Consider the following 12,518-nt stretch of genomic DNA (forward strand, 5'->3'; position numbering starts at 1 on the left):
GGCTTATCAGTCGCATTTTCATGAAGGGCAAGTTATCATACTTGCCCTTTTGTCATTTCAATGCATCATATTGATCATTTTGCGCAAAAGGTATACAAATTAACTTTTAACCGATGCCGTAATTTTAATATGCGGAAATTCTGACAGCTTATTTGTCAGTCATTTAAATAAATTACCACCCGATTGCATACTTATGGCTATTCCTCAACACACGATTGATCAAATCCTGGATCGTACCGATATTGTCGATCTGATTGGTCAGCGCGTGAAACTCAAGAAAACCGGTCGCACCTATTCAGGCTGCTGCCCTTTTCATCAGGAAAAATCGCCATCTTTCCATGTCTATCGCGACAAGCAATATTTCCATTGTTTTGGCTGTCAGGCCAACGGCAATGCTATCCGCTTTTTAATGGATATTGACGGTCGTAACTTTATTGATGTGATGAAGGATCTATCGAGCCGTACTGGTATTGAACTACCAAAAGACAATAACGACAGTAATAAAATCAAATATAAACGTGAATCCATAAAACCTGCCGCAGCAACACAGCTGCAAGAACAACCGAAAAACACCACCGATCAAACACCGAATGCAGCGCCTGTAGCACATTTTGATCCTTTTGCAGAATTTCAGGCGCAAGAAACCGAATACTATGATGATCCATTTGCATCTTTTGAACAGATGCCAATGGAAGAAACCGTACAAGACGGCAACCTGTTTGATCTACTGGAAAACATCGCCCAGTATTACCAGCGCCAGTTACCGCAAAGTACCAGTGCCCAGCAATATTTCAAGCAACGTGGCTTAAGTGCAGAAACCATTGACTATTGGCGTTTAGGCTATGCGCCAGAAGACTGGCAACATCTGGAAAAAGCTTTTCCACAGGATATTGAAGGCTTAAAACTACTGGGGCTGATTCGTACCAGTGACAATGGACGCGATTTTGACCTGCTGCGTGACCGGGTGATTTTCCCGATCCGGGATGCTAAAGGTCGCGTGGTCGGTTTTGGTGGTCGTGCCTTGAATGACGAAATCAAACCCAAATACATCAACTCGCCTGACTCGGAAGTGTTTCATAAAAACCAGTTGCTGTATGGTTTATATGAAGGCCGCAAACAGAAAGCCCAAGACTGGCTAATGGTTGAAGGTTATATGGATGTCATTGCCTTGCAGCAATATGGCATTTCTGGGGCTGTGGCGACCTTGGGAACAGCGAGTAATACCGAACACCTGAATATTTTATTCAAACAAAACAACCGTATTACCATTGCTTTCGATGGTGATGCTGCCGGACAAAAAGCCGCCCGCCGTACACTCGAAATTGCCCTGCCGCTACTCAATGATGGCCGTGAACTCAAGTTTTTTGTGTTACCCAATGATCACGACCCGGATTCACTGATTCGCCGTGAAGGTATTGAAAACTTTCACCGCCTGTTACAGCAAGCGCCGTTACTCTCCGATTTTGTCTTTGCTCTTTTAACCCAGAATCATGATGTGACCAAGCCGGAAGGCAAAAGCCAGGTCATGGGCGAATTACGTCAACTGACCGAACTGTTGCCAAAACAGGGGTCGTACCGTTATTTATTGCAGCAGTTCTTTAGAGAAAAACTGGGCTTTAACCGCAAATGGCAACCTCAGGTCAACAATGATGCATCCTTAAGCTTTAGCACCAAGATTGATGCAGAAGAATATGTCATTGCGATTTTAATGAATCACCCCTATCTGTATATTCATTTTGAACCGCTACGCGCCTTGATTTCACACGATCAACTGCTGTTTAAAATTCTTGATATCTTCAATATCATTTTTGATGATTTACCTGATGATACCGAGCTGTCACAGTATTATGTCTTAGGTGCCTGTGCGCCTTATCACCATGATCTGCAAAATATTTTGCTACACGCCAATATAAGTGATTACACATCTTCACCCGAGCAGGCCGATAAACTGGCAGAAGATTTTTCCATCAAACTGCAATATCAATGTTTACAACAAAAACTCAAATCTAAAAAGTTCACCAGCATTGCTGAAATGCGCAACCTGAAACAGAAAATTTACGAAATTGATAAAAAGCGCTCGCTTACCCTACTGGAAGATTAAGCGAGCGGCTATAATTTAGTATTTATGATTCATGCTTGGTATTACGCCGTTTAGCAAATACATCTTCTAATTGATCACGCATCGATTCAAAACAAGCCGGATCTTCAGCCTTGACTGCCTGTCGCAACAAGATTGAAGTCGGATGCAGTAGTTTTTGTGTCAGGCGATACGATAATTCCTGCAAAATCTGCTCAGGATTGTCACCACTGGCCAGACGAGAGATTGCCAAAGCCAGTTCTTCTTGCCTGAGTACTTCACCCTGTTCACGATAAGCTTGAATGGTACTGCCAGCTTTTTTGATTTTTTCCTGGGTCAGCATTTCTGTAGCTAACTGATTGACCATCACCTCGGCTTCAACCGCAGCCTGGCGACGTTGGGCAAGATTATCGTCAATCACACTTTGCAGGTCGTCCACTCCATACAAATAAACGCCATCCAGAGATTCCACTTTGGGATCAATATCGCGCGGAACGGCCAAATCGACCAGCAACATTTGCTGATAACGACGCTTTTTCAACGCTGTTTTAACATCTTGATATGAAATAACCTGATGCAGACTTCCGGTACAGCTTGAAATCACATCTGCACGGTGTAAATTTGCAGCCAAATCAGAGAATTCAATAATTTCCACGTCAACGCGATGGGCAATTTCTTGGGCCAAACTTTCTGCACGCGCACGGGTACGGTTGCAAATCAGAACTTTCCCCACTCCCATTTCCGCTAAATGCTTCGCCACCAGGCTGTTCATTTCCCCTGCAGCTACCACCATCACGGTCAGTTTTTCAGGTTTGCTAAACACCTGCAGGGCCAGCTGGGCAACGGCATAGCCCATCGAAACAGCATGACTCCCCACTGCTGTTTCCGAGCGCACACGTTTGGCTGCATAAAAGGCGTATTCAAAAATTCGGTTTAAATCCGGCGAAACGGTATGTGCATCTTTAGCTAGAGACAATGCAGATTTCACCTGACCCAAAATTTGTGGTTCACCTAGCATCAGTGAATCCAGACCACTGGCTACCCGCATTAAATGGGTCACTGCCTGCGCATTTTCGTAACGATATACATGATTAAACAATTGTTTAACATCTAAGCCATTTGCTTCGGCGAGCCAATTCATTACCATGTCCGCATTTTCAGACATGGCATAAACTTCGGTGCGGTTACATGTAGAGACCACCACCATATCATTCAGGTCATGGTTTTGGCTTTGCAGGGCAAGCAGGTGCATTAATTTTTCAGGATTAAATGCAATCTGCTCACGCAGCTCTACAGAGGCGGTTTGATGGTTGACACCCAATGCAAAGAAAGACATATCAGATCATCATTTCGCTAAATTTATGCTATTGTGCAGTATTGGTGTCATAAAAAGCATTACTTGGATCAAGAAAAATTGCGTCAAACAAATAGCCGGATAAACGGCGCGACAATTAAGCAATATTCTACCACATTCTTACTTGTGGGTAGCATGGCTTACAGTGCTCATATTAGAGCATCTGGAGAAATTTATCATGCCAATTCAAATTATAATGCTATAAAACAAAGCATGATTGCTGAATTTGCACTGACCTATCAAGACATTCCCACAGCATTACACAACTACACCGTGCTTGCAATTAAAAGCAATTCCACCACGGTTAAACAGCGCGCCTTAAATGTTGCGATTGAACAGAATGATCTAAAAGCAGCCCTGGATATTGCCACCCATTGGGTGGTGCAAGAACCGACCGACGTACCGGCTTTATTTTATCTTTCACATATTGCCTTAAAAGCCCATGAATATGAACTGGCCGCAGAAACGCTGGACAAAATTTTAAATATTGACCCCAATGCAGACCTGGAAAAAATTCTGGCAGGGATTGCCCCTGAAGACCCTGAAGATCGGGATTTTCTGATTGATGCCTTGCGTAAAAGTAAAGAACGAGATAATCCTTCCGTACTGGTACTGATCGCAGGTTTGGAAGCACAAAACGGGCAACTAGAGCAGGCCCTGACCACCATTAGTCGTGCCTTAAAAAAGCGTGCCAATGTGACCGGCTTTATTTTAATGAAGGCCAATTTACTCAGTGCTTTGGGGGATGATGAAGCAACCCTAAAATGGTACGACAAAGCCAGCCGCAAACATAAAAACAATATCGAAGTTCGCTTAGCGGAAATTAAATATCTGATTAAATTAAATAAGTCAGAAGAAGCTCTCAATAAACTTGAGATCCTGTTAAAAAAATGGCCCAATGAAGAAGAAGCATTGTTTATTGCCGGTTTAACCAGTATTGACTTAGAACAATATGAAAAAGCTGAAAAATATTTAGTTGAGCTGCGATATTCCATGCAATATCAAAATGAGGCCTATTATTATCTAGCAGTCAATGCCGAACGAAAGCAGCATTTTGAAACTGCGAAAGCCTATTACCGTCTGGTGGATGGCAGCCTGTACACAGTTTCGCGCCGCAACATGGTTAATATTTTTACTGCCCAGAACCAGCCCACTGATGCCCTGCGCTTCCTGACTCAGGAACGGGTCAATTATCCGCAATATGCCAGTTTCCTGTACCAGGCTCAGGCTGATATTTTAAAACGCATGGACAATAAAAAAGCAGCCATGCGCCTGCTGGATGAAGCCATTAAAAACGTCCCGGATGACCCGGAACTAATTTACTCCGAAGTGTTATTACTTGATGCTTTTCAAGACAAAGATAAACTGGATAAATTATTGAAAAAATTACTGGAAATAGAACCCAATAGCCCGACTTACCTCAATGCCTATGCCTATACGCTTGCCCTGCAAAACCGGCGTTTAGATGAAGCCCGCAAGTATGTTGAACATGCTCTGGAATTTGCTCCGGAACAGGCCTCTATTTTAGATACTTTAGGCTATATCACTTATTTACAAAATGACTTTAAAACTTCAGCTCAAGTATTAGAGCAAGCCTACCAATTAAGTCAAAATGTGAAAATTGGTGTACGTTATGCCAAATCTTTATACATGCAAGGTGAGCTGACAAAATTTAGTAAAGTGTTACAACAATTACAAAAAAATCATCCGAATGATCCGCAATTAGAGCAATTGAAATCGTTACTGTTACCGCAACAAATGAAAAAGAGTTAACTATCTGTATGCACATTTTTTCAAAATTCAGTTTAAGCCTGATTGCAGCAAGCACGCTAATCCTGAGCGGTTGCCAACAATACACCCAGCCTCAAGCACCGAATGTGGCTCAAATTCCAGAAGCTGCGAAGAATTTTAATCTGCAAGGTAAAATTGGGGTAAGAACTCCGGGACAATCTGGCAGTGCCTTTTTTACCTGGGTACAACAGCAGGATGCATTCGACATCGAATTAAGCGGAATTTTGGGCGTGGGTAAAACCCAGATTTCCGGCCAACTGGGTAATGTCACCCTCAATAGTTCAAAAACCGGGTTGATTACAGCGGATACTCCGGAAGAGTTACTTGAGCGTGCCACAGGCTGGCAAGCCCCTATTACCCATTTAGTCGATTGGGTTCAGGCCAAACCGGCAACCACACTGGCAAAAATCAGTAAGGATGAGCAAAACCGCCCCATCCAGTTCTTGGAAGATGGCTGGATAGTGGATCTCAGTTATAACGAGCAAGCCCAGTTACCGAACAAGCTAGTTTTAAAGCATCTGCTTGAATCCGGTCAGGAAAACCGTATTACAATGCTCATTCAAAACCGTTAAGCCTATTCAAAAGTTCAAAATTCTATGATTCGTGTTCCCGCTCCTGCCAAGCTTAATCTTTTTTTGCATATCACCGGCCGTCGTGACGACGGCTACCATGAATTGCAAAGCATTTTTCAGCTCATTGACCTGTATGACTGGCTGGAGTTCAGCCAAACAGCAAGTCCTGAAATTAGTATTGATGGATTAAATAGTGTTGATTTGGAACAGAACCTGATTTTCAAGGCAATACAGATTTTAAAGCCGTATGCAAAAGCATATTCAGGCTTAAATATCCGCATTGAAAAAAATATTCCTATGGGTGCAGGACTTGGTGGTGGTTCATCCAATGCAGCTACTACTCTCATTGTGGTCAATCAATTATGGCAATGCGGCTTAAGTATTGAACAGTTGGCCGAACTGGGACTCAAGTTAGGTGCCGATGTTCCAGTTTTTGTCCATGGGCGAAATGCTTGGGCGGAAGGCATTGGTGAACACTTAACATTCATAGACTTAGATCAAAAACAATACATTGTGTTAAAACCTGATTGTTTTATCAGCACTCAATTGCTTTTTTCACAAAAAACGTTGACAAGAGACACGAAGCCTACTAAATTTTGCGCCTATCAGTTAAAGCCATTTAACTTTGGAAATAACTTTGAGCCTTTGGCAAGAAGCCTATATCCAAAAGTGAATGAAGCAATGCAGTATTTAGACCAGTTCGGTATTGCAAAACTTACAGGTACAGGTGCTTGTGTTTTTACTGAAGTAACTGCCGATATGAATATTGATGAGATTTTAGCTCATTCACCTTGTAAAGCTTACTTGGTCAATAGTTTAAATGAATCACCATTACGTCATTTCCAGGTTATATGATAGGGGCGTCGCCAAGTGGTAAGGCACCGGGTTTTGATCTCGGCATCCGTTGGTTCGAATCCAGCCGCCCCTGCCATCATATTCATCTGTAGATTACTGTATTAGGGGCGTCGCCAAGTGGTAAGGCACCGGGTTTTGATCTCGGCATCCGTTGGTTCGAATCCAGCCGCCCCTGCCATTTAAACTTATAGTTTAAATCACAATACAGCAATCAAATTTAGGGGCGTCGCCAAGTGGTAAGGCACCGGGTTTTGATCTCGGCATCCGTTGGTTCGAATCCAGCCGCCCCTGCCATTTTCTCAAAAAAGACAGAATAGTATTTGCATGTTCATTTGTTAATTCACCTTGACACAGAACCGCAAAAATATTAAAGTTCTGCCGCATTAGGGGCGTCGCCAAGTGGTAAGGCACCGGGTTTTGATCTCGGCATCCGTTGGTTCGAATCCAGCCGCCCCTGCCATCTACTTTCAAACATTCCAACCGCCAAGGGTGCTTCATGCCCAATCTTGTCGTTTTTAGTGGAACTGCACATCCACAATTCGCCCAAAAAGTCGTAAGCCATCTGCACATCCCTTTAGGTGCAGCATCTGTAGGTCAATTTTCTGACGGTGAAATCGCTGTCGAAATTACTGAAAATGTTCGTGGTAAAGACGTATTCCTAGTACAACCTACTTGTGCCCCAACAAATGACAACCTGATGGAAGTCCTTGTTATGGCTGATGCTTTGCGTCGTGCAAGTGCAGGTCGTATTACTGCTGTCATCCCTTACTTCGGATATGCTCGTCAAGACCGTCGTCCTCGTTCAAGCCGTGTGCCAATCACTGCAAAAGTTGTCGCAGACATGCTGACAACTGTCGGTATTGACCGCGTTGTAATGATCGACCTTCATGCTGACCAGATTCAAGGTTTCTTCGATATCCCTGTAGACAACATCTACGGTACTCCAGCATTACTTGCTGATCTTCGTCAACAGCAACACCATAACCTAATGGTTGTTTCTCCAGACGTTGGTGGTGTAGTTCGTGCACGTGCTGTAGCGAAACAAATGGGTGATATCGATCTTGCAATCATCGATAAACGTCGTCAAAAAGCCAATGAATCACAAGTGATGCATTTGATTGGTGATGTAAAAGATCGTGACTGCGTCATCGTGGATGACATGGTGGATACAGCAGGTACTTTATGTAAAGCTGCTGATGCACTGAAACAGTTTGGTGCGCGCCGTGTAGTTGCCTATGCAACTCACCCAGTACTTTCTGGTAAAGCAATTGAGAACTTGAAAAACTCTGTAATCGACGAGCTCGTTGTTACGGATACCATTCCTCTTTCTCAAGAAGCTCAAGAACTTGGTAAGATTCGCCAAGTTTCAGTCGCCAGCATGGTTGCTGAAACAATTCGTCGTATTAACAACGAAGAATCTATTAGCGCAATGTTTGATTCTTATCTATAATATAGCGCTAAATTTTCAAAACCCTGCCTTTGGCAGGGTTTTCTATCGCTGAGCTGGTCGAAAACTCAGCTTAATTAAACTTAAATTAGGAATGTCTATCATGGCAAACTTCGTATTAAACGCAGCAGCACGTGAAGAAGCAGTACAAGGGAAAGGTTCGAGCCGCCGCCTTCGTCTTCAAAGCAAAGTACCAGCAATCATCTACGGTGGTGCTGCTGAACCTGTAGCGGTTACTTTAGAACTTCGTGAACTTGTTAAAGCACTTGAAGACAACGCTTTCTTTGAAGAAGTTGTTGAAATCAAAGTTGGTGACAAAGTTGAAAGCGTTAAAATCCAAGCTTTACAACGTCACCCAGCTAAAAACACTCCAATGCACGCTGACTTTAAACGCGCATAAGTGTTAACGGTGTAAATTAGTGTCAAAACTTTCGCTAATTGTTGGTTTGGGCAATCCTGGTAAGGAATATGCCCAAACCCGCCATAATGCAGGCTTCTGGTTCGTTGAACGCCTTGCAGAACAATATGGCATCTCTCTCAAAGCCGATCCTAAATTCCACGGAATCAGTGGTCGAGGTAACATCAAAGGTCAAGACGTTCGTCTGCTGTTACCCACAACCTTTATGAATGCCTCTGGCAAAAGCGTTGTACCCTTCGCCAAATTCTATCAAGTTGCTCCTGAAGCCATGCTCATCGCACATGATGAACTGGATATGAATCCCGGTGTCATTCGCCTGAAAACAGGTGGTGGTCATGGTGGGCATAACGGTTTACGTGATATCGTTCCGCATACAGGTCCCAATTTCCATCGCTTACGTATCGGTATCGGTCACCCAGGTTCCAAAGAACGTGTATCGGGTCATGTCCTGAGCAAAGCTCCAAGCAGCGAACAAGGTTTAATGGATGATGCCATTGCACATGCTTTATCTCGCATTAAATTGCTGGTAAACGGTGACATTCAGACAGCCATGAATCAAATTAACGCGTATAAACCGAACTGATCATTCTACAAATAATTGAATTTTCCTTCTTGCCATGTTGCTTTTTTCGGAGCAAAATGCGCTTTCTGCGGATTACTGATCCAGTAAGAAGTGATTTGATTTAACTAAGATAAAATCTTAGGTCGACTAAGGAGACGCTAGCCATGCTTTCTCGTTTATTAAAAGCTAAAATCCACCGTTGTGTCGTGACACAAGCAGAATTACATTATGAAGGTTCTTGTGCAATTGACGGCGTGTTAATGGATTTAGCCGGTATCCGTGAATATGAAGAAATTCATATGTGGAACGTGACTAATGGTAAGCGTTTTACCACTTATGCCATCCGTGGTGAAGAAAATTCTGGCATTATTTCAGTCAATGGTGGTGCTGCCCTGCAGGCTGATGTGGGCGATTTAATGATTATCGCCACATTTGGCGATTTCACCGAAGCTGAAGCGAATGCCCATAAACCTCGTCTGGTATATGCCAATCCGGACAATACAGTGAACCATACCGCCAACTGTATTCCTGTACAGGTTGCCTAAACTGATCAGTTCAGATCAAAACATTCAAAAAGCTCGCTTCTGCGGGCTTTTTTATACCCTACATATTCATAATTATAAGCTTATTCTAAAGTTATTCTTGGTTTGACTATGGATATGACTGATTCATCTATAGAAATTTGTACCCACTGTTAAAAACAGGACTATACTTATGACACATCGCTTCAGGGCGGGGTGCAATTCCCCACCGGTGGTAAATTAAAACTACATTCTTGTAGGATTTAATCAGCCCACGAGCCTGTAAACTGGTTAAAGTTTACTCGCAGATTTGGTGAAAAACCAAAGCCGACGGTATAGTCCGGATGAAAGAAGACGACGTAACCGATATTGATATGTGATATATCGCTGCGACCCCATTTCTGCATCAGTCCTGAAATGTTCAACCGTATGTTTATTTTACGAGAGCGTTTCAATGTCTAGTTTGATTCAACCCGAAATTTTCTTTTCTGCCCTTCCTCCTGCTAAACAACGCATCCAGAAAGCTTTAGAAGATATCCGCCAAGGCAAACCCGTTTTAGTCATGGATGACTTTGACCGTGAAAATGAAGCCGACCTGATCGTGGCTGCAGAAACCTTAACTGTAGACACCATGGCCCGTATGATTCGCGATGGCTCAGGCATTGTCTGTCTTTGTTTGACTGATGAACTCGCTAACCATCTGGAACTTCCCCCAATGGTGACAGATAACTCCAGCCATTTTAAAACAGCTTTTACCGTGACCATTGAAGCAGCAGAAGGTGTCACTACAGGCGTTTCGGCAAAAGACCGTACCACCACAGTAAAAGCGGCAATTAAAGATGGTGCTGTGGCAAGTGATCTCAACCGACCAGGTCATGTCTTCCCTTTACGCGCGCGCGAAGGTGGGGTACTGACGCGTCGTGGCCATACTGAAGGCACCATTGATCTGGCACGTTTGGCTGGCTTGAAACCCGCTGGTGTATTATGTGAACTGACCAATCCTGACGGTACGATGGCATCTGGTATTCAGGTTCTGTCTTATGCACAGACTCATCATTTAACCGTGATTACCATTGAAGAAATTGTACAGTACCGTTTGCAGCATAATCTTTAAACGAGACAACAAAACTTGCCACAAAAAAATTAAAATCATCAGGCTTCCTGATTAAGCCTGATGATTTTTTAATGCAAAATGATTTCAGTGCACACGAGAATAAGAAATTTTTTTATAAATTTTAAGTTAAAAAAGAGGATTTAATCCTCTTCTTCCAGACTTTGCAGCAAATGCATACTGATGCAATCAGCGCGTAAAAAAGCCAAATCATAACTGGCCGTGGCAAGTGCCAATATACGTCGCTCAAATTCATCCCATAAAAGACGCACGTCTTTATAGTGAATGCCTAAACCGCTATCATCAGTAAAATGACGATTTTTCTCACACAATTTTAATGCATGGTACAGCTTGCGCCCTTTGCTCGCATCCAGACGCAAACGCACACGCTTGGATAAAACAAAACCTTCTACATGGGCGATATTGGCTATAGGCAACATTGGAATCAAAATCTGATCCAGTTGCGAATCTAATCGACGCCAAATGGCTGTATGCTGCTCTGCTGTATAGGTATTCCATTTAATCACTTCATGATTAAAACGACGGCACCCCCGACAGACCGAATCACCAAACACCGTAGAGCAACGCCCTGCACATGGGGTCAAAGAAGCAATTCGACGATCAGTATTCAAAATAAACTCCGAAATTCAACAATGTTCACATCTGGAAAATTCAGACCGCTTTTCTGATTTGATAAACTATCAGCACAGGCATCATACATTCCCCAACAGCAAATGAAAAACCATATTTCATACTAGGTTTTATCGCTAATTGTGCCAATTCACGTTAGAATATGCGGCTTAAATTTTGTCTTACCTTAATACATTTGGAGTTTTCCATGAACGCTACTGTAGAACAGCTTGCACCTGTAGAACAGCAAGCGACCACTGACTGGGTTGTTGCGGCACTATATCAATTTAAAGAAGTTCAAAATCCTGCCGATCTGCAGCAACGTCTTCTTGATTTGGTAAAAACCATCAATCTTTGTGGAACTCTTATTGTTGCAGGAGAAGGCATTAACGGTACTGTAGCAGGTGACCGTGCAGCAATTGATACCATCCACCAGTTTCTTCTAGATGAAGGTTTTAACGCAATGGAATATAAAGAGTCACACAGCTCTGACAAGCCATTCCGTAAAATGAAAATTAAACTGAAAAAAGAAATTGTGACTTTAGGCGTTGAAGTCAAACCGCGCGATTTAGTCGGTCACTATCTTGATCCAAAAGAATGGAATGAACTGATTGCACGTGATGACGTGATCTTAATTGATACCCGTAACGACTACGAATATAAAGCCGGTACATTTAAAGGCGCAATTGATCCTAAAACTGAAACCTTCCGTGAATTCCCGGAATATGTAAAAAAACAGCTGGAACAGCATAAAGACAAGAAAATTGCCATGTTCTGTACAGGCGGTATTCGCTGTGAAAAATCAACATCATTATTGCTGCAAGAAGGCTTTAATGAGGTCTATCACTTGAAAGGCGGTATTTTAAAATATTTGGAAGAAACGCCTGCCGAAGAAAGCATGTGGGAAGGTGAATGTTTCGTGTTTGATGGCCGTACAGCCGTAACTCATGGTGTAGAAGAAGGCCAGAACACCAAGTGTCATGCCTGTGGTTGGCCTTTGCTTCCTGAAGAAGTAGAACTTCCAAGCTATGAACATGGCGTGTCTTGCAAATACTGCATCGATAAAACCAGCGAGAAACAAAAAGCCGGTTTCCGTATGCGTCAGTCACAAATTGCAGCTGCCAAGCGTAAACGCCTGTAATTAATCTCCCTCAAAAAAGCCCTCACTCGAGGGCTTTTT

General features: G+C 43.0%; 12 protein-coding genes, 4 tRNA genes and 1 riboswitch. Of the genes, 14 read left to right on the forward strand and 2 right to left on the reverse strand.

Features of this window, described 5'->3' with window-relative positions; genetic code table 11:
• The first annotated feature begins 193 nt into the window (after positions 1-193).
• Positions 194-2,101, forward strand: a complete 1,908-nt coding sequence (locus B9T38_RS11010; protein ID WP_086196836.1) for a DNA primase — start codon at positions 194-196, stop codon at positions 2,099-2,101.
• Between the two features lie 22 nt (positions 2,102-2,123).
• Here the strand turns inward: B9T38_RS11010 and hemA are convergent, their stop codons facing one another.
• A complete protein-coding gene (hemA, locus tag B9T38_RS11015) occupies positions 2,124-3,413 on the reverse strand; it encodes a glutamyl-tRNA reductase (RefSeq protein WP_086196837.1) in 1,290 nt (429 codons plus the stop codon).
• A 78-nt stretch (positions 3,414-3,491) separates the two neighbouring features.
• Between hemA and B9T38_RS11020 the strand changes: the two genes are divergently transcribed.
• The 12 genes from B9T38_RS11020 (at position 3,492) to ribB (ending at position 10,711) form a co-directional block, all read left to right on the forward strand.
• Complete coding sequence (locus B9T38_RS11020; RefSeq protein ID WP_086196930.1) at positions 3,492-5,204, forward strand: tetratricopeptide repeat protein; 1,713 nt, start codon at positions 3,492-3,494, stop codon at positions 5,202-5,204.
• An 8-nt stretch (positions 5,205-5,212) separates the two neighbouring features.
• Positions 5,213-5,794, forward strand: coding sequence for a lipoprotein insertase outer membrane protein LolB (gene lolB, locus B9T38_RS11025; RefSeq protein WP_086196838.1), 582 nt, complete (start codon positions 5,213-5,215; stop codon positions 5,792-5,794).
• Positions 5,795-5,818: 24 nt separating this feature from the next.
• Complete coding sequence (gene ispE / locus B9T38_RS11030) at positions 5,819-6,649, forward strand: 4-(cytidine 5'-diphospho)-2-C-methyl-D-erythritol kinase (RefSeq protein WP_086196839.1); 831 nt, start codon at positions 5,819-5,821, stop codon at positions 6,647-6,649.
• Between the two features lies 1 nt (position 6,650).
• Positions 6,651-6,725 (forward strand) — tRNA-Gln (locus B9T38_RS11035).
• A 27-nt stretch (positions 6,726-6,752) separates the two neighbouring features.
• A tRNA-Gln gene (locus tag B9T38_RS11040) sits at positions 6,753-6,827 on the forward strand.
• A 41-nt stretch (positions 6,828-6,868) separates the two neighbouring features.
• Positions 6,869-6,943, forward strand: a tRNA-Gln gene (locus tag B9T38_RS11045).
• A gap of 91 nt (positions 6,944-7,034) precedes the next feature.
• Positions 7,035-7,109: transfer RNA gene (locus B9T38_RS11050), tRNA-Gln, on the forward strand.
• Between the two features lie 36 nt (positions 7,110-7,145).
• The gene (locus tag B9T38_RS11055) at positions 7,146-8,099 is read left to right on the forward strand and encodes a ribose-phosphate pyrophosphokinase (protein ID WP_086196840.1); all 954 of its coding nucleotides are present in this window, start codon (positions 7,146-7,148) and stop codon (positions 8,097-8,099) included.
• Positions 8,100-8,199: 100 nt separating this feature from the next.
• Positions 8,200-8,496: a 50S ribosomal protein L25 gene (rplY, locus tag B9T38_RS11060; RefSeq protein ID WP_086196841.1), complete on the forward strand. Its 297-nt coding sequence runs from the start codon at positions 8,200-8,202 to the stop codon at positions 8,494-8,496.
• A 19-nt stretch (positions 8,497-8,515) separates the two neighbouring features.
• Positions 8,516-9,097, forward strand: coding sequence for an aminoacyl-tRNA hydrolase (gene pth, locus B9T38_RS11065; protein ID WP_086196842.1), 582 nt, complete (start codon positions 8,516-8,518; stop codon positions 9,095-9,097).
• 143 nt (positions 9,098-9,240) lie between these two features.
• Positions 9,241-9,621, forward strand: a complete 381-nt coding sequence (gene panD / locus B9T38_RS11070) for an aspartate 1-decarboxylase (protein ID WP_086196843.1) — start codon at positions 9,241-9,243, stop codon at positions 9,619-9,621.
• A gap of 175 nt (positions 9,622-9,796) precedes the next feature.
• Positions 9,797-9,957: riboswitch (FMN riboswitch) on the forward strand.
• 94 nt (positions 9,958-10,051) lie between these two features.
• Positions 10,052-10,711 carry a 3,4-dihydroxy-2-butanone-4-phosphate synthase gene (ribB, locus tag B9T38_RS11075; RefSeq protein WP_086196844.1) on the forward strand — a complete coding sequence of 220 codons (660 nt, stop codon included), beginning with the start codon at positions 10,052-10,054 and terminating at the stop codon, positions 10,709-10,711.
• 140 nt (positions 10,712-10,851) lie between these two features.
• Here ribB and B9T38_RS11080 read toward each other — a convergent pair whose 3' ends face one another.
• Complete coding sequence (locus B9T38_RS11080) at positions 10,852-11,340, reverse strand: DUF1289 domain-containing protein (protein ID WP_086196845.1); 489 nt, start codon at positions 11,338-11,340, stop codon at positions 10,852-10,854.
• Positions 11,341-11,546: 206 nt separating this feature from the next.
• Here B9T38_RS11080 and trhO point away from each other — a divergent pair, with 206 nt between their 5' ends.
• Positions 11,547-12,479 (forward strand): oxygen-dependent tRNA uridine(34) hydroxylase TrhO, encoded by a 933-nt coding sequence (trhO, locus tag B9T38_RS11085; protein ID WP_086196846.1) that lies wholly within the window; start codon positions 11,547-11,549, stop codon positions 12,477-12,479.
• The last annotated feature ends 39 nt before the right edge of the window (positions 12,480-12,518 follow it).

The organism is Acinetobacter sp. ANC 4218, from assembly GCF_002135245.1.
Lineage (GTDB): Bacteria > Pseudomonadota > Gammaproteobacteria > Pseudomonadales > Moraxellaceae > Acinetobacter.